The organism is Stutzerimonas stutzeri, assembly GCF_000219605.1.
GTDB classification, from domain to species: Bacteria; Pseudomonadota; Gammaproteobacteria; order Pseudomonadales; family Pseudomonadaceae; genus Stutzerimonas; species Stutzerimonas stutzeri.
The window spans coordinates 975,726-991,293 of sequence record NC_015740.1; the positions used below are offsets into that span (position 1 = coordinate 975,726).

Genomic DNA, 15,568 nt, shown 5'->3' on the forward strand with positions numbered 1-15,568 from the left:
GAGCGTCAGGGGCTGACCGTCCACTCTGTGGCGGTTGGGCCCGGGCGGCGCTCATGCTTTATGCTTGCGCTTCCGTAGTCGCAGGCGTCATCCATGCTTCCCCTCATCCTGCAGACCCTGAGCGTTACCGCTCCGGTGTTTGCCATGCTGTTTCTCGGCGTCGCGCTCAAGCGCCTCGGCTGGATCGACTCGGCATTCGTCTATACCGCGTCGGCACTGGTGTTCAAGGGCACCATGCCGACCCTGCTGTTCATCTCCATCATCAAGGCCGACCTGAATGCGGCGCTTCAGCCTGCGCTGTTGCTGTACTTCGTCGTCGCCACGATAGCCACGTTCTTCGTCGCCTGGCTCTGGGCGCTGTGGCGCTGCCCCGTGTCCGACCGGGGCGTGTACGTTCAGGGCGCCTTTCGCGGCAACAACGGCATCGTCGGGCTGGCTTTGGCCAGCAGCCTCTACGGCGACTACGGGCTCTCGGTCGGCGGAGTGCTGGCCGGTGTGGTGATCCTGGTCTACAACAGCCTTTCGGCGATGGTCCTGGCCATCTACAGTCCGAACGGCCAGGTCGGGGCGAAGGACATCCTGCTCAGCATCCTGCGCAATCCCTTGATCATCGGTGTTGTCGCCGCGGTGCCGTTCGCCCTTTGGCAGATCGCCTTGCCGGGGTGGCTGATGACGTCCGGGCAGTACTTCGCCCAGATGACGCTGCCGCTGGCGCTGATCTGCATTGGTGCCACGCTGTCGCTCGACGCCCTGCGTACCAGCAGCGGCAGCGCGCTGAGCTCGAGCCTGATGAAGATGGTGTGGCTTCCGGCGCTTGCAACGCTCGGTGCCTGGGCCTGCGGGTTCCGCAACGCCGAACTGGGCATCCTGTTTCTCTATTTCGCCAGCCCTACGGCCGCGGCGAGCTTCGTCATGGCGCGTGCCGTCAACTCCAATCACCAGCTTGCCGCCACCATCATCGTTATCACCACACTGATGGCGGCCCTTAGCATCAATGCCGGGTTGTTCGTGCTGGGATGGCTGGGCTGGACCTGAGTCGTCCATCAGTACGGTGCGACGGCTACCGTTTATCGTCAATGTGATCGATATCGGCTTTATGGCTTAAGAATCACTGCGCCATGGTCGTAATCGGTCATCAGACCTCAGAAAAAAAACCGCGTTTCCGTCAAATTGCCCGGAACGTTCGACGGCATGCCAGCAAGGCAGCCGGTTTGTGTTCCAGGAAATCTTTCATGGCATTTTTCACACCTTCGAACCGGTCGCTGACGCGTGACGATATCCGCGTGGTGAATCTGCGGCGGCTGGCAGTGCCGGGCCTTGTTCTGGTGCTGGGCCTGAGTCTGGGCAGCTTCGCCGGCGGCGTCTGGGTTGGCAGCGACCTGCGCCCGCAGGAGAGCGTCCAGCTGGACGAGCCTGCTCTCGCCGATGAGGGCCGCTTCGCCATTGCGCGTGTCGGCGAGGTGGTCGGCCGGTTGAAATCCCTCGAGTCCGATCTGCTCGCCTTGCAGCAGATGCTGGACCAGCAGCGTGAGCTGCACGGTCAGCTGTCAGCGCTGGATCCGACATTGCTGCCGGTGCTGGCGCCGGAACGTCCCGTCGGCGCAGGGCAGGGCGGTGTGCTGTTGCCGCCCCGCGGCTGCGCCGGCGAGCTGTCGCAGGATGGCGAGACGCTGACCCTGGCCGATCTGCGGCGCAGCGAGACCTCGGCGCGCTGCATGCGCGTGCTGCTCGATGGCCTGATGCAGCGGGTGGCCGAGCGCAATGCGGCACTGATGGCGATCCCATCCCGGCGGCCGGTGGGCGAGGCGCGCCTGGGCTCTGCCTTTGGCAATCGCATCGATCCCTTCCGCAAGACCCTGGCCTTTCATTCTGGCGTGGACTTCGCGCTGAAGAGCGGCTCCGATGTGGTTGCGGCCGCCGGCGGTCGGGTGCGCTTCGCCGGCTACCGTGGCGCATACGGCAAGCTGGTGGAGATCGATCATGGCAACCGGCTGGTCACGCGGTACGCTCATCTGTCGCGGCTGGATGTACGCCAGGGTGAGGTGGTCACACCGGCGCAGCGTATCGGGGCGGTGGGGTCGACGGGGCGTTCGACCGGCCCGCATCTGCACTTCGAAGTGCTGCACAAGGGGCGCTTCGTCGATCCACAGCGTTTTCTGGCACTGGGCGATCTGGAGCGCGCCAGCGATGGCCTGGCTGAAGACTAGGCGGCCGTCCACGCGCGAGCTGGTACGTGCCGAACATCGGCTGCAGGCAGCACGCGGCGCTCGCGCGGGGCGCCTGATCATCCTCGCCTTGCTTTGCGTGATCGGCGCACTGCTGTACCTGCGGCTCGACGAACAGGCGGCTCAGGCGCGGCAGATCGAAGTGCTGCATCAGCAAAACCTGACGCTCAGTGCCGAGCTGGAGCATGCCCGGCTGCAGCGGCAGGAAGCCCAGGCCACCGAGGAGCAGCTGTTACGGCGTATCGCCACCCTTTCCGCGCAGGTCGAGCGCTTGCAGACCGACCTGGCCTTCTTCCGGCAACAGAAGAAGGCTCGTTAACTTTCTGGAGTGAGTGATGTTCAACAAGAAGAAGCCGGTGGCGCGCGTCACCATTGACCAGTTTTCCAGCCTGATCTCCGGCAACCTGTCGCTGGTCGGCGACGTGACGTTCGAAGAAGGGCTGAAGGTAAGTGGCGAGGTGCGAGGCAATGTTCGCCACAAGGCTGGCACCCACAGCCTGCTCGCACTCAGCGCCGAGGGTTGGATCGAGGGCAATGTCAGCAGCTACGATGCGCTGATCGACGGCACCATCGTTGGCGATCTTGTTGTCGAGCATCTGCTGGAGCTGCATTCCAATGCGCAGGTTCGCGGCAATATCCGCTATCGCCAGCTGAGCATGGAAAATGGCGCCGTGGTCGATGGCACCCTCAGTCGTATGGGGGAGGAAGAGGAAACGGCGCAGGTGCTCGAACTGCCTCGGCCGCAGGTGCGCGAAGGCTGAACGGGCGGGCCGCTCCGGCCCGCCCAGGCGTCCTCTGCGTTAGCGCTGGACCTTCCAGGCGCGGGCGGCGATGACCAGCAGGGTGATGGCGGTCAGCGGCAGGGCATAGCCGATCATCGCATCGCCGAAGGTCTCGGCGAACGGTCGACCGGTGCTGGTCAGTACCAGGTACAGCGTGTACGCCACGTAGTAGGCGAGGAACAGCGCGCCTTCCCAGCGCTTGATGCAGTAGCCGGCGAAGAAGATCGGCAGGCAGGCCACGGCGACCGCGATCATTACCGGGAAGTCGAATGCCAGTGCGTTGGACGACACGCCGATCGCCTGCGGCGAAACCAGCGAGGCCAGGCCTAGCACGCAGAGCAGGTTGAAGATGTTGCTGCCGACGATGTTGCCCACCGCGATATCACGCTCGCCGCGGAAGGCCGCCATGATCGATGTGGCCAGTTCCGGCAGCGAAGTGCCGACCGCGATCACGGTGAGGCCGATGACCAGTTCCGACAGGCCGAGCGCGCGTGCCAGCGCGACGGCACCCTCGACCAGGAAGTTGGACCCGACGACCAGCAGTACCAGCCCAGCGAGCACCAGGCCGGCATTGATCAGGCCGGCATGGGGTTTGGCCGGTTCGTCGAGACCGAACTCCTTGGCGAACTCGTCATCGGCAGCGGCCGCGCTCTCGCGACGGCTGCTGATCACCAGGAACAGGGTGTAGATCACCACGGCGCTGAACAGGATGGCGCCGTCGATGCGACTGAGCTGGCCATCCCAGGCCAGGCCGAAGGTGACTAGGCTGGCGCCGATCATGATCGGCACGTCGAGGCGGATCAACTGGCGCGACACCACCAGCGGCGCAACCAGCGCCGTCATGCCGAGGATCAGCAGCACGTTGGCGATGTTGCTGCCGACCACGTTGCCAATGGCGATATCGCCACTGCCATTGAGCGAAGCCTGCACGCTGACCGCCGTTTCCGGTGCGCTGGTGCCGAAGGCGACCACGGTCAGGCCGATGACCAGCGGCGAAATGCCGAACTGCGCGGCGAGCCTGGCTGCGCCGCGTACCAGTACCTCCGCGCCGGCAACGAGCAGCACCAGGCCGGCAATGAGATAGACGAAGGTCATCAGGGTCACGATAGAGGGCTCCACTAAGGAAAAGGATCGGGGTTCAGCGCTGGTGGCGCCAAGCGCGCAGGAAGATCACCAAAAGCGTGACGGCCGTCAAGGGGAAGGCGAACCAGAGCATTGCATCACGTAACAGGTCGATGGCGCCGAGCCCGGTGGCGAACATGACCAGATAGAGCGTGTAGGCCACGTAATAGGCAAAGAACAGCAGCCCCTCCCAGCGACGGATGCAGTAACCGGAGAAGAAGATCGGCAGGCAGGCGACGAATACCGCCAGCATCACCGGAAAGTCGAACGACTGTGCGTTGGGCGAAATCGACAGGCCACCTGGCGCGACCGCCGCTCCTGCCCCGAGCACCAGCAGCAGGTTGAAGATGCAGCTGCCCACCACATTGCCCACCGCGATGTCGCGCTCACCCTTGATCACCGCGAGCACCGAGGTCGCCAGCTCCGGCATCGAGGTGCCGACCGCTACCACCGTAAGGCCGATGACCAGCTCCGAAAGGCCCAGTGCCCGCGCCAGGCCGACCGCGCCTTCGATCAGCAGATTCGAGCCGCCGACCAGCAGGCCGAGGCCGAGCAGGATCAGCAACAGCTGGAACACCCAGGCGAAGGGCTTGTCGCTCTCGTCCGGGCCGAACTCCGTGGCGAACTCATCGTCTCCGGCCGGCGCCTTCTCGCGCTTGCTGGCGGCCACCAGAAACAGTGTGTAGCCGATCAGGCTGATCAGCAGCAGGGCACCATCCAGGCGGCTGATGCTGCCGTTCCAGGCCAGCGCGTAGCAGAGCAGGCCGGCGCCGATCATCACTGGCACGTCAAGCCGGATGAGTTGGCGGGACACCACCAGCGGTGCGATGAGCGCCGAGAGGCCGAGGATCAACAGGATATTGGCGATATTGCTGCCGATCACGTTGCCCACGGCGATGTCGCCGCTGCCGCCCAGGGAGGCCTGCACACTGACTGCCGTTTCCGGTGCGCTGGTGCCGAAGGCGACCACGGTCAGCCCGATGATCAGCGGTGGAATGCCAAAGCGGCTGGCCAGTCGGGCGGCGCCGCGGACCAACGCTTCGGCGCCGACAACCAGCAGCACCAGGCCGCCGATGAGGTAGGCGAAGGTGATCAGCGACATGCATGCGCTCCGGTGGGGGCAAAAATGGATTCTGTGGTCGTCATCGGGTTCAGGGGCGAGATCGGCTCATTCATGGAAGGGTTTCGATACGTACGCGGACCACGCCGCGGTCCAGCATGTCCAGTTGCGCAGCCGCGGCGCGGGAGACATCGATGATGCGGCCACGACGGAACGGTCCGCGGTCGTTGATGCGCACGACTACCTGCTTGCCGTTCTGCTGGTTGGTCACTCGCACGCGCGTGCCGAACGGCAGGCTGCGATGGGCGGCGACCAGTGCATTCTGATCATGGGTCTCGCCATTGGCCGTGCGCTGCCCATGATGCATGCGCGCGTAATAGGAGGCCTTGCCGCTCTGGGTGAAGCGTTCCTGTGTCGGGGGTGATGCCTGCGGTGGTTGCGTCGGTTGACGCTCGGCGCAGCCGCTGGCCAGCAGGGCCAGAACCAGCAGGGCGGTGAAGCGAGTCAGTCGCATGGGGAATCCTTCCGTTGGGTCGATCGCTCGAGCGGCGAAAGCCCGCGGCAGGCATGGCGAAGTTCGGGCAGCGCCGAGGGCTCGATGCGGCGACGCCACGGCTGCAGGGGCTGCAACCGTGGCGTCGCTTCGCTCAGCTTAGCCTTCGAGTTTCTTCTTCAGCAGTTGGTTCACCTGACCGGGGTTGGCCTTGCCTTTGGACGCCTTCATCGCCTGGCCGACAAAGAAGCCGAACATCTTGCCGCGCTTGGCTTCATCGCTGGCGCGGTACTGCTCGACCTGCTCGGCATTCGCCGCCAGCACTTCGTCCAGCATGGCTTCGATGGCGCCGGAGTCGGTGACCTGCTTGAGGCCTTTCTTCTCAATGATCTCGTCAGCCGAGCCTTCACCGGCGGCCATGGCCTCGAAGACCATCTTGGCGATCTTGCCGCTGATGGTGTTGTCCTTGATGCGCAGGATCATGCCGCCCAGCTGTTCGGCTGTTACCGGCGACTGCTCGATTTCCAGGCCTTCCTTGTTGAGCAGGCTGGACAGCTCGCCCATCACCCAGTTGGCGGCGAGCTTGGCATCGCCGCAGGTGGCGTTGACCTGTTCGAAGTAGTCGGCCATCTCGCGGCTGGCCGAGAGCACGCTGGCATCATAGGTGGACAGACCGAACTCGCGCTCGAAGCGTTCGCGCTTCTGGCCAGGCAGCTCGGGCAGGCTGGCGCGCACTTCATCGAGGAAGCTCTGCTCGATCACCACCGGGAGCAGGTCTGGGCAGGGGAAGTAGCGGTAGTCGTTGGCTTCTTCCTTGCTGCGCATGGAGCGCGTCTCGTCCTTGTTCGGGTCGTACAGGCGGGTCTCCTGCACCACCTTGCCGCCGTCCTCGATCAGCTCGATCTGACGCTGCACCTCGTGGTTGATCGCCTTTTCGATGAAGCGGAAGGAGTTGACGTTCTTGATCTCGGCGCGGGTGCCGAACTCCGCCTGGCCCTTGGGTCGCACGGAAACGTTGCAGTCGCAGCGCAGCGAACCTTCGGCCATGTTGCCGTCGCAGATGCCCAGATAGCGCACCAGCGCATGGATCGCCTTGACGTAGGCGACGGCCTCCTTGGCGCTGCGGATGTCCGGTTCCGAGACGATCTCCAGGAGCGGTGTGCCGGCACGGTTCAGGTCGATGCCGCTCATGCCATGGAAGTCTTCATGCAGGCTCTTGCCGGCATCCTCTTCCAGGTGCGCACGGGTGATGCCAATGCGACGTGTGCTGCCGTCTTCCAGGGTGATGTCCAGGTGGCCCTTGCCAACGATGGGATGATCCATCTGGCTGGTCTGGTAGCCCTTGGGCAGGTCGGGGTAGAAGTAGTTCTTGCGCGCGAAGACGTTCTTCTCGGCGATCTCGGCATCGATGGCCAGACCGAACTTGCAGGCCATGCGCACGGCCACGGCGTTGAGCACCGGCAAGGTGCCGGGCATGCCGAGATCGACCAGGCTGGCCTGGGTGTTGGGCTCGGCGCCGAAGGTGGTGGCGCTGCCGGAAAAGATCTTCGACTGGGTGCTGAGCTGTGCGTGGATTTCCAGCCCGATCACGGTTTCCCATTGCATCTGTTCGATCTCCTCAGAATCCGGCCGGGGCGCGCAGGTGCCAGTCGCTGACCTGCTGATACTGGTGCGCCACGTTGAGCAGGCGCGCCTCCTGGAAATACGGGGCGAGCAGTTGCACGCCCACCGGCAGGCCGTCGATGAAGCCGGCCGGCATCGACAGGCCCGGTATGCCCGCGAGATTGGCGGTGATGGTGTAGATGTCTTCCAGATAGGCAGAAACCGGATCGGCGTTCTTCTCGCCCAGCTTCCAGGCCAGGTTCGGCGTGGTCGGGCCGAGGATCAGGTCGACCTGCTCGAAGGCCGCGACGAAGTCCTGCTTGATCAGGCGGCGGATCTTCTGAGCCTTGAGGTAGTAGGCATCGTAGTAGCCGGCCGACAGCGCATAGGTGCCGACCATGATGCGCCGCTTGACCTCGTCGCCGAAGCCTTCGGCGCGCGAGCGCTTGTAGAGGTCGGTCAGATCGACCGGATTCTCGCAACGATAGCCGAAGCGCACGCCATCGAAGCGCGAGAGGTTGGAAGAGGCCTCGGCCGGCGCGATCACATAATAGGAAGGAATCGCATGCTGCATGTTCGGCAGGCTGATCTCCTTGACCGTGGCGCCGAGCTTCTTCAGCTCCTCGACGGACGCCATGACGGCATCGGCGATCTTCGGGTCGAGGCCGGCACCGAAGTACTCCTTCGGCAGACCGATGCGCAGGCCGGCGAGCGGCTGGCTAAGGGCGGCGAGGTAGTCATCCAGCGGCTGCTCGACGCTGGTCGAGTCCTTCGGGTCGAAGCCGGCCATGGCCGAGAGCAGCAGCGCGCAGTCTTCAGCGGTGCGCGCCATCGGGCCGCCCTGGTCGAGGCTCGAGGCGTAGGCCACCATGCCCCAGCGCGAGACGCGCCCGTAGGTGGGCTTGAGACCGGTGAGGTTGGTCAGCGCGGCCGGCTGGCGGATCGAGCCGCCAGTGTCGGTTCCGGTGGCAGCTGGCAGCAGACGTGCCGCAATGGCCGCTGCGGAACCGCCGGAGGAACCGCCCGGTACGCGGGACAGGTCCCAAGGGTTCTTCACCGCGCCGTAGTAGCTCGACTCGTTGGCCGAGCCCATGGCGAATTCGTCCATGTTCAGCTTGCCGAGCGTGACCGTGCCGGCGGCGGCGAGGCGTTCCACCACGGTGGCGTCGTAGGGCGCCTTGAAGCTGTCGAGGATCTTCGAGCCGCAGCTGGTGCGAATGCCCTGGGTGCAGAACAGGTCCTTGTGACCGATTGGCGCACCGAGCAGCGCACCGTTCTCGCCGGCGGCGCGACGCGCATCGGCGGCCTTCGCCTGGGTGATGGCGAGTTCATCGGTGACGCTGATGAAGCTGTTCAGTTGCGGGTCGAGCTGTTCGATGCGCGCCAGCAGGGTGCGTGTCAGCTCTTCGGCAGAAAAGCGCTTCTCCGCGAGGTTGCGGGCAATCTCGGCGAGCGTCAGGTTGTGCATGGCGGTGTCCTTCATCACTCGATCACCCGGGGAACCAGATACAGGCCTTCTTCCACGGCCGGTGCGATGGCCTGGTAGGCGTCGCGCTGATTGCGTTCGGTGACCACGTCGGCGCGCAGGCGCTGGGTGGTTTCCAGCGGGTGAGCCAGAGGCTCGATGCCGGTGGTGTCGACCGCCTGCATGCGATCGATCAGGCCGAGGATATTGTTGAGGGTCTCGGTGGTGCGGGGCAGGTCGGCTTCAGACAGGCCCAGTCGGGCCAGGTGAGCGATCTTTTCCACCTCGGTGCGTTCAAGCGCCATCGGGTATCTCCAGCGGAAAGCGAATCGGGCTGCACCTTCCGTCGATTGACGGGGCGCGTGGCGGCGCTGGTTTGGCCGCAGCAATGGGCTTTCGGGCCCGGAAAAGCCGTCAATCTTACATGCCCCAGGCGCTTATCGGTAGCGTGCGCAGGGCACTGCGGCCAATGCGCGCCCCTTGTGGCGCCATGTTGCGGCCTAGCGCGTAATGGCTCACGTCTGGCGCTACGCGGGCGGACTCGCGCCTTGCCCTAAGTTCGCACCATTGTTAGAGTTTGCGGCACTTTTTTCCCCACGCGTTTGCCCCAGGGCCCTTTTCCCATGTTCAAGAAACTGCGTGGCATGTTTTCCAGTGATCTGTCGATCGACCTGGGCACTGCCAATACCCTTATTTATGTGCGCGATCGCGGTATCGTTCTCGACGAGCCGTCGGTGGTCGCCATCCGTAGCCACGGCAACCAGAAAAGCGTCGTCGCCGTAGGCACCGAGGCCAAGCGCATGCTGGGCCGTACCCCGGGCAACATCAATGCGATCCGCCCGATGAAGGATGGTGTGATTGCCGACTTCAGCGTTTGCGAAAAGATGCTGCAGTACTTCATCAACAAGGTGCACGAGAACAGTTTTCTGCAGCCCAGCCCACGTGTGCTGATCTGCGTACCCTGCAAGTCGACCCAGGTCGAGCGTCGCGCGATCCGCGAGTCGGCTCTCGGTGCCGGTGCGCGGGAAGTGTTCCTGATCGAAGAACCCATGGCCGCAGCCATCGGCGCCGGCCTGCCGGTGGACGAGGCGCGTGGCTCGATGGTCGTGGACATCGGCGGCGGCACCACCGAGATCGCGCTGATCTCCCTCAACGGCGTGGTCTACGCCGAATCCGTGCGGGTCGGTGGCGATCGCTTCGACGAATCCATCGTGACCTACGTGCGGCGCAACTACGGCAGCCTGATCGGCGAATCGACCGCCGAGCGCATCAAGCAGGAAATCGGTACCGCCTTCCCGGGCGGCGAGTTGCGTGAAGTGGACGTGCGCGGCCGCAACCTGGCCGAGGGCGTGCCGCGTAGCTTCACGCTGAACTCCAACGAGGTGCTCGAGGCCCTGCAGGAATCCCTGGCGACCATCGTTCAGGCGGTCAAGAGTGCCCTGGAGCAGTCGCCGCCGGAACTGGCCTCCGATATCGCCGAGCGCGGTCTGGTACTGACCGGTGGCGGCGCGCTGCTGCGTGATCTGGACAAGCTGCTGGCCCAGGAAACCGGTCTGCCGGTGATCGTTGCCGAAGAGCCGCTGACCTGCGTTGCCCGTGGCGGCGGTCGTGCGCTGGAAATGATGGATCGTCACGCCATGGACCTGCTGTCCACTGAGTGAGTTAGCGCTTCGTCGCTCATGACAAGCCGAAAGCTCCGGTTGCGCCGGCTTTCGGCTTGTCGCGTTTAGCCCCAGCCATCAGCCAAGAGGTAGTCGCGATCAAGCCGCTATTTGCCAAAGGACCCATGCTCGGCGTACGCCTGTTGGTGTTCGTCGTGCTTTGTGTCGTGCTGATGGTGGTGGATGCCCGCTTCGACGCGCTGAAGACCGTCCGCAGCCAGATGGGCCTGGTGCTGACTCCGTTCTACTGGGTCGCCGATATGCCGGTGCGTATCTGGCGCGGGGCAACAGCCCAGATAGCCACCAGCAACAGCCTGATGGCAGAGAACGAGCGGCTCAAGGCCGAGGCGCTGCTGATGCAGCGGCGGCTGCAGAAGCTGGCCACGCTCACCGAACAGAACGTGCGCTTGCGCGAGCTGCTCAACTCCTCGGCGCTGGTCGACGACCGGGTGCTGGTTGCCGAGTTGATCGGCCTGGACCCCAACCCCTTCACCCACCGCATCCTGATCGACAAGGGCGAGAAGGACGGCGTGTTCATGGGGCAGCCGGTGCTCGATGCCAGCGGCCTGATGGGGCAGGTGGTCGAAGTGCTGCCGTACGCCGCGCGGGTCCTGCTGCTGACCGACGTCACCCACAGCATTCCGGTCCAGGTCAACCGCAACGGCCTGCGCGCCATTGCGGTCGGAACCGGCAATCCGGACTACCTCGAGCTGCGCCACGTGGCCGAGACCGCCGACATCAAGGCCGGCGACCTGCTGGTCAGCTCCGGGCTTGGGCAGCGTTTTCCCAGCGGTTACCCGGTGGCGCAAGTGACCGAGGTGGTGCACGGTTCCGGTCAGCCTTTCGCCATCGTGCGTGCGGTGCCGACGGCGATGCTCAATCGTAGCCGCTACCTGATGCTGGTCTTCAGTGATTCGCGGACACCCGAAGAGCGCGCGGCCGCTGCCGCCGAAGCGCAGGCCGACGCCGATCAGAAAGCTGCCGCCGAAGGGGCCGCGGCGAGCCAGGCGCCTGGCGAGTCCGGCAGCGCTGCCGAAGGCGCACAACCGGCCGCCGGTGCCGCGCCGGCGGCACCAGCCCAGGAGGCGGGACAATGATCAGTGGGCGTCCGAACAACGGTTGGGTCATCTGGTTCAGTCTGACGCTCGCACTGTTGCTCAGCGTCGCGCCGATGCCCGGCAGTGCGGAAATCGCCCGGCCGTTGTGGCTGGGCCTGGTGATTGCCTTCTGGTCGCTGACGTTGCCGCATCGCGGCGGTCTGGGTGCAGCCTTCTGCTTCGGGCTGGCGCAGGACGTGCTCGCCGGCACCCTGTTCGGCCAGAGCGCGTTGCCGCTGATTCTCATCGCCTTTCTGGTGCTGAGCCTGCAGCAGCGTCTGCGCATGTTTCCCCTGTGGCAGCAAAGCATGGTGCTGCTGGTCGTGCTTGGCCTCGCGCAGCTGGTCCAGCTCAGGCTCAACACGCTGACCGGCAATCGTCCGCCGACCTTGCTGTTCCTGGTGCCGGTGCCCATCAGCGCGCTGCTCTGGCCATGGGTCTACGTGGCGTTGCAGGGAATGCGCCAGCGGTTTGCCGTTTACTGATCCTCCGCGCGCTGCGCATCCGGTCAAAAGTCTGCTGTTTTGTGTGGGTTTGTGTCGCTCGGCACGGGCCGTGCCTTGATGATGTATGGCATTTCTGAAATCATCCGCGCCGGGATGGCGTTCAGCCATCACCTGTTCCGCTTCAGACCACGATAAGCACAACAGCACGGGCGACGAGTATGGAAGCTGGCATTTCGATTTTTTCCAAGGCCGAAGGCACTCGCGCTCCGCGCGTTCTGCTGGCAATCAGCGCAGTCGGAGCGTTGCTGGCGCTGGGCATGAACAGCAGCTACACCCAGGCCGACGCTGCCCCGCAGGCATCACAGCTATCCACCCCGGCGGCACCCGAATCTCCTGCTGCGGGCGGTACCACCGCCGTTGAAGCCTCCGCCGAATCGCCGCGTGCCGAGCAGCTGAGCAGCAAGATCGCCGAACTCGACGCCATCCTTCTCGATAAACAGAAGCTCGAAGATGCCCTCCGCACCGAGAAGAGCGAACTGGCGGCTGCGCAATTGCAAATGGCGAACAGCAAGAAGCTGATTCGCATGGAGGTAGACGAGTTTCTCGGGCAGAGCGCCGAGCGCAAGCGCCTCGACGAGCTGCTCGACGAGCACAAGCGCAATGCAGAGGCTGTGGCGGCCATTTCCGGGCGTGTCGAGGCGCTGGAAAAGGACCTGGGCAGCCAGCACCTGAAGTTTTCTCTCGCCGCGCGCGACGTCGAACGCCTCAAGTCGCAACTGGCGGCTGAAATCCGTGAGCGCAACAGCAAGAAGATTCAGAGCATCGCGCGCAAGCTGGACAAGACCATCCGCTTCGAACAGCCGGTGTCCTTCCGTTGCTCGGCCAGCAAGAGCCTGGCCGCGTGCCTCGCCGAGCACCGCAACGATGGTCAGATGTCGCAGTGGGTGCTGGAGAACTACCAGCGCGTCCTGGCCGACGACATTCGTGAGCAGGTTACCGAGCTGAGGATGGATCCCAGCTGGTATCGCTACCGCACCCGTACCGAGTTCGCTCAGGCGAGCATGAGCCTGGACGGTACCGTTCAGGCTCTGATGAATGTCGAGGCCACCATCAGCGCCAAGCAGATGATGCCCTGCGCCATCCTCGACGTGCCGTTCGAACAGTGCGACAGCAAGATGTATTCGCTGATCGTACGCAGCAACAAGTACGACGATCGGGTGCGCATCAATGATCAGGACCATGGCGCAACGCCGGTCTCGCTGATGCTCGACGGAGGCATCTACGATATTCAGATCACTTCCGGTGGCACGACCCAGAAGCGCACGCTGTCGCTCAAGGGCGACCAGGTGGTCAACTTCCGATTCTGAGTCATCCCGGCCGGCGTAGCCTTTACGCCGGCCTCTGCGCCTTCCTCGACGTACCCGGATATGCGACGCTGTCGCTTATTTATCGTTGAGGACCCGCCATGGGCGCTTTGTTTCTTGCCTCGGCATCACCCCGTCGCCGCGAGCTGCTCGCGCAGATCGGCGTTCCGTTTTCCCTGCTCAGCGTATCCGTCGACGAGACGCCATCACCGACCGAAACCCCTGAGGCCTACGTCGAGCGCGTCGCGAGAGACAAGGCATTGACCGGACTGGCGAACCTGGGCGATGGCCAGGGCTGCGTGCTGGGCGCCGACACCAGCGTGGTGCTCGATCAGCACATTCTGGGCAAGCCGGTCGATCGTGCCGATGGTCTGGCCATGCTCGTGGCCCTGTCCGGGCGTACCCACCGGGTCATGACGGCAGTGGCCGTGGCCAGCCGCGAGGCTTGCGAAGTGCGCACCGTAATCAGCGAAGTAACCTTCCGCACCATCAGCGATGACGAGGCCGAACGCTACTGGGCCAGCGGCGAACCGTTGGACAAGGCGGGTGGCTACGCCATTCAGGGTTGGGGGGCGGTATTCGTCAGTCAACTGCATGGCAGCTACTCGGCGGTGGTCGGCCTGCCATTGTGCGAAACCGCGCAGCTGCTCGATGCGTTCGGCCTGGCGCGTTGGACCAAAGCCTCACGCTAGAGCCTTGCGGCTTCGGCCCGCAGGCCGGTTAGAATCGTCCAGGACCCGCAGCCAGAGCTGCCCATCAAGCCACCGCCGAGAACAACAATGAGCGAAGAAATCCTGATGAACATCACCCCCATGGAATCGCGGGTGGCGGTGGTGGAGAACGGTGTGCTGCAGGAGGTGCATGTCGAGCGCACGCAACGCCGTGGCATCGTCGGCAGTATCTACAAAGGCAAGGTGGTGCGGGTGCTGCCCGGCATGCAGGCGGCCTTCGTCGATATTGGTCTGGACCGCGCGGCGTTCATCCACGCCTCGGAGATTTCCGCGCGCGAAGGCAACGCGGTCGAGCCGATCAATGCGCTGGTACACGAGGGGCAGAGCCTGGTGGTCCAGGTCACCAAGGACCCGATCGGCACCAAGGGCGCGCGCCTGACCACCCAGCTGTCGATCCCGTCGCGCTATCTGGTCTACATGCCGCGCACCAGCCATGTCGGCATTTCCCTGCGCATCGAGGACGAAGCCGAGCGCGAACGGCTCAAGCAGGTGGTTGCCGAATGCGTGGCGGCCGAAGGCATCCAGGAGGCCGGCGGCTTCATTCTGCGCACCGCCGCCGAGGGTGCGGGCCGCGACGAAATCCTCATGGATATCCGCTACCTGCGCCGACTCTGGGAGCAGATCGCGGGCCAGATCAAGACCGCCGCCGCCCCGACGGTGATCTACGAGGACCTGTCATTGGCCATGCGCACCCTGCGCGACCTGGTCAATCCGCGGATCGAGAAGATCCGCATCGACTCGCGGGAAAACTTCCAGAAGGTCAGCCAGTTCGTCGGCGAACTGATGCCCGAACTGGGTGACCGACTCGAGCATTACCCCGGTGAACGCCCGATCTTCGATCTCTATGGCGTCGAGGACGAGATTCAGAAGGCGCTGGAGCGCAAGGTGATGCTCAAGTCCGGCGGCTACCTGATCATCGACCCCGCCGAAGCGATGACCACCATCGACGTCAACACCGGCGCCTTCGTAGGTCACCGCACCCTCGAGGAAACCATCTTCAAGACCAACCTCGAGTCGGCCACTGCCATCGCCCGCCAGCTGCGGCTGCGCAACCTGGGCGGGATCATCATCATCGACTTCATCGACATGGAGGACGAGGAGCATCGCCGGCAGGTGCTGCGCACCCTGGAGAAGCAGCTGGAGCGCGACCACGCCAAGACCAACATCATCGGCATCACCGAGCTCGGCCTGGTGCAGATGACCCGCAAGCGTACCCGCGAAAGTCTCGAACAGGTGCTCTGCGAGCCATGCATGTGCTGCCAGGGTCGCGGCAAGCTGAAGACGCCGGAGACGGTCTGCTACGAGATCTTCCGCGAAATCCTGCGCGAGGCCCGCGCCTACCAGGCCGAGGGTTATCGGGTGCTCGCCAACCAGAAGGTGATCGATCGCCTGCTGGACGAGGAGTCGGGCAATGTCGCCGATCTCGAGGCTTTCATCGGCCGCTCCATCAAGTTCCAGGTGGAAAGCATGTATTCCCAGGAACAGTACGACGTGGTGCTGCTCTGAACAGAGGTACACCA

The 15,568-nt window shown here is 64.4% G+C and carries 16 protein-coding genes; 10 read left to right on the plus strand and 6 right to left on the minus strand.

Annotated elements, in window-relative coordinates:
* The first annotated feature begins 93 nt into the window (after positions 1–93).
* The 4 genes from PSTAB_RS04560 to PSTAB_RS04575 all read left to right on the plus strand — a co-directional run bounded on the left by PSTAB_RS04560 (position 94) and on the right by PSTAB_RS04575 (position 2,986).
* Positions 94–1,035 (plus strand): AEC family transporter, encoded by a 942-nt coding sequence (locus PSTAB_RS04560; protein ID WP_013981904.1) that lies wholly within the window; start codon positions 94–96, stop codon positions 1,033–1,035.
* Positions 1,036–1,232: 197 nt separating this feature from the next.
* Positions 1,233–2,207 (plus strand): M23 family metallopeptidase, encoded by a 975-nt coding sequence (locus tag PSTAB_RS04565; RefSeq protein ID WP_013981905.1) that lies wholly within the window; start codon positions 1,233–1,235, stop codon positions 2,205–2,207.
* A complete protein-coding gene (locus tag PSTAB_RS04570; RefSeq protein ID WP_013981906.1) occupies positions 2,188–2,544 on the plus strand; it encodes a hypothetical protein in 357 nt (118 codons plus the stop codon). The genes PSTAB_RS04565 and PSTAB_RS04570 overlap by 20 nt, the downstream gene beginning before the upstream one ends.
* A 16-nt stretch (positions 2,545–2,560) precedes the next feature.
* Positions 2,561–2,986: a bactofilin family protein gene (locus PSTAB_RS04575; RefSeq protein WP_013981907.1), complete on the plus strand. Its 426-nt coding sequence runs from the start codon at positions 2,561–2,563 to the stop codon at positions 2,984–2,986.
* Positions 2,987–3,025: 39 nt separating this feature from the next.
* On the opposite strand, the gene PSTAB_RS04580 is transcribed toward PSTAB_RS04575, so the two are convergent.
* The 6 genes from PSTAB_RS04580 to gatC form a co-directional block, all read right to left on the minus strand.
* The gene (locus tag PSTAB_RS04580) at positions 3,026–4,111 is read right to left on the minus strand and encodes a calcium/sodium antiporter (protein ID WP_013981908.1); all 1,086 of its coding nucleotides are present in this window, start codon (positions 4,109–4,111) and stop codon (positions 3,026–3,028) included.
* A 34-nt stretch (positions 4,112–4,145) separates the two neighbouring features.
* Positions 4,146–5,231, minus strand: a complete 1,086-nt coding sequence (locus PSTAB_RS04585) for a calcium/sodium antiporter (RefSeq protein WP_011912198.1) — start codon at positions 5,229–5,231, stop codon at positions 4,146–4,148.
* 70 nt (positions 5,232–5,301) lie between these two features.
* Positions 5,302–5,703 (minus strand): septal ring lytic transglycosylase RlpA family protein, encoded by a 402-nt coding sequence (locus PSTAB_RS04590; protein WP_013981909.1) that lies wholly within the window; start codon positions 5,701–5,703, stop codon positions 5,302–5,304.
* A gap of 138 nt (positions 5,704–5,841) precedes the next feature.
* Positions 5,842–7,287, minus strand: coding sequence for an Asp-tRNA(Asn)/Glu-tRNA(Gln) amidotransferase subunit GatB (gatB, locus tag PSTAB_RS04595; RefSeq protein ID WP_013981910.1), 1,446 nt, complete (start codon positions 7,285–7,287; stop codon positions 5,842–5,844).
* A 13-nt stretch (positions 7,288–7,300) separates the two neighbouring features.
* Positions 7,301–8,752 (minus strand): Asp-tRNA(Asn)/Glu-tRNA(Gln) amidotransferase subunit GatA, encoded by a 1,452-nt coding sequence (gene gatA / locus PSTAB_RS04600; protein WP_041771922.1) that lies wholly within the window; start codon positions 8,750–8,752, stop codon positions 7,301–7,303.
* Positions 8,753–8,766: 14 nt separating this feature from the next.
* Positions 8,767–9,054 carry an Asp-tRNA(Asn)/Glu-tRNA(Gln) amidotransferase subunit GatC gene (gatC, locus tag PSTAB_RS04605; protein ID WP_011912202.1) on the minus strand — a complete coding sequence of 96 codons (288 nt, stop codon included), beginning with the start codon at positions 9,052–9,054 and terminating at the stop codon, positions 8,767–8,769.
* Positions 9,055–9,372: 318 nt separating this feature from the next.
* Between gatC and mreB the strand changes: the two genes are divergently transcribed.
* The 6 genes from mreB (at position 9,373) to rng (ending at position 15,554) form a co-directional block, all read left to right on the plus strand.
* Positions 9,373–10,410, plus strand: a complete 1,038-nt coding sequence (mreB, locus tag PSTAB_RS04610; protein WP_003292433.1) for a rod shape-determining protein MreB — start codon at positions 9,373–9,375, stop codon at positions 10,408–10,410.
* A 125-nt stretch (positions 10,411–10,535) separates the two neighbouring features.
* Positions 10,536–11,507, plus strand: a complete 972-nt coding sequence (gene mreC, locus PSTAB_RS04615; RefSeq protein ID WP_013981912.1) for a rod shape-determining protein MreC — start codon at positions 10,536–10,538, stop codon at positions 11,505–11,507.
* Entirely contained in the window at positions 11,504–11,992 is a 489-nt protein-coding gene (gene mreD / locus PSTAB_RS04620; protein WP_013981913.1) for a rod shape-determining protein MreD, read from the plus strand. Before mreC ends, mreD begins: the two co-directional genes overlap by 4 nt.
* Before the next feature lie 179 nt (positions 11,993–12,171).
* Positions 12,172–13,320: a PEGA domain-containing protein gene (locus tag PSTAB_RS04625; protein WP_013981914.1), complete on the plus strand. Its 1,149-nt coding sequence runs from the start codon at positions 12,172–12,174 to the stop codon at positions 13,318–13,320.
* 98 nt (positions 13,321–13,418) lie between these two features.
* Complete coding sequence (locus PSTAB_RS04630) at positions 13,419–14,009, plus strand: Maf family protein (protein WP_013981915.1); 591 nt, start codon at positions 13,419–13,421, stop codon at positions 14,007–14,009.
* Between the two features lie 87 nt (positions 14,010–14,096).
* On the plus strand, positions 14,097–15,554 hold the full coding sequence (gene rng, locus PSTAB_RS04635) for a ribonuclease G (RefSeq protein WP_013981916.1): 1,458 nt from the start codon (positions 14,097–14,099) through the stop codon (positions 15,552–15,554).
* Positions 15,555–15,568: the final 14 nt, after the last annotated feature.

What these genes read in the sequence shown, in the direction of transcription:
- PSTAB_RS04560 (WP_013981904.1), top strand. Translation starts at nt 94, where the DNA reads ATGCTTCCCCTCATCCTGCAGACCCTGAGCGTTACCGCTCCGGTGTTT.
- PSTAB_RS04565 (WP_013981905.1), top strand. Translation starts at nt 1,233, where the DNA reads ATGGCATTTTTCACACCTTCGAACCGGTCGCTGACGCGTGACGATATC.
- PSTAB_RS04570 (WP_013981906.1), top strand. Translation starts at nt 2,188, where the DNA reads ATGGCCTGGCTGAAGACTAGGCGGCCGTCCACGCGCGAGCTGGTACGT.
- PSTAB_RS04575 (WP_013981907.1), top strand. Translation starts at nt 2,561, where the DNA reads ATGTTCAACAAGAAGAAGCCGGTGGCGCGCGTCACCATTGACCAGTTT.
- PSTAB_RS04585 (WP_011912198.1), bottom strand. Translation starts at nt 5,231, where the DNA reads ATGTCGCTGATCACCTTCGCCTACCTCATCGGCGGCCTGGTGCTGCTG.
- PSTAB_RS04590 (WP_013981909.1), bottom strand. Translation starts at nt 5,703, where the DNA reads ATGCGACTGACTCGCTTCACCGCCCTGCTGGTTCTGGCCCTGCTGGCC.
- gatB (WP_013981910.1), bottom strand. Translation starts at nt 7,287, where the DNA reads ATGCAATGGGAAACCGTGATCGGGCTGGAAATCCACGCACAGCTCAGC.
- gatA (WP_041771922.1), bottom strand. Translation starts at nt 8,752, where the DNA reads ATGCACAACCTGACGCTCGCCGAGATTGCCCGCAACCTCGCGGAGAAG.
- gatC (WP_011912202.1), bottom strand. Translation starts at nt 9,054, where the DNA reads ATGGCGCTTGAACGCACCGAGGTGGAAAAGATCGCTCACCTGGCCCGA.
- mreB (WP_003292433.1), top strand. Translation starts at nt 9,373, where the DNA reads ATGTTCAAGAAACTGCGTGGCATGTTTTCCAGTGATCTGTCGATCGAC.
- mreC (WP_013981912.1), top strand. Translation starts at nt 10,536, where the DNA reads ATGCTCGGCGTACGCCTGTTGGTGTTCGTCGTGCTTTGTGTCGTGCTG.
- mreD (WP_013981913.1), top strand. Translation starts at nt 11,504, where the DNA reads ATGATCAGTGGGCGTCCGAACAACGGTTGGGTCATCTGGTTCAGTCTG.
- PSTAB_RS04625 (WP_013981914.1), top strand. Translation starts at nt 12,172, where the DNA reads ATGGAAGCTGGCATTTCGATTTTTTCCAAGGCCGAAGGCACTCGCGCT.
- PSTAB_RS04630 (WP_013981915.1), top strand. Translation starts at nt 13,419, where the DNA reads ATGGGCGCTTTGTTTCTTGCCTCGGCATCACCCCGTCGCCGCGAGCTG.
- rng (WP_013981916.1), top strand. Translation starts at nt 14,097, where the DNA reads ATGAGCGAAGAAATCCTGATGAACATCACCCCCATGGAATCGCGGGTG.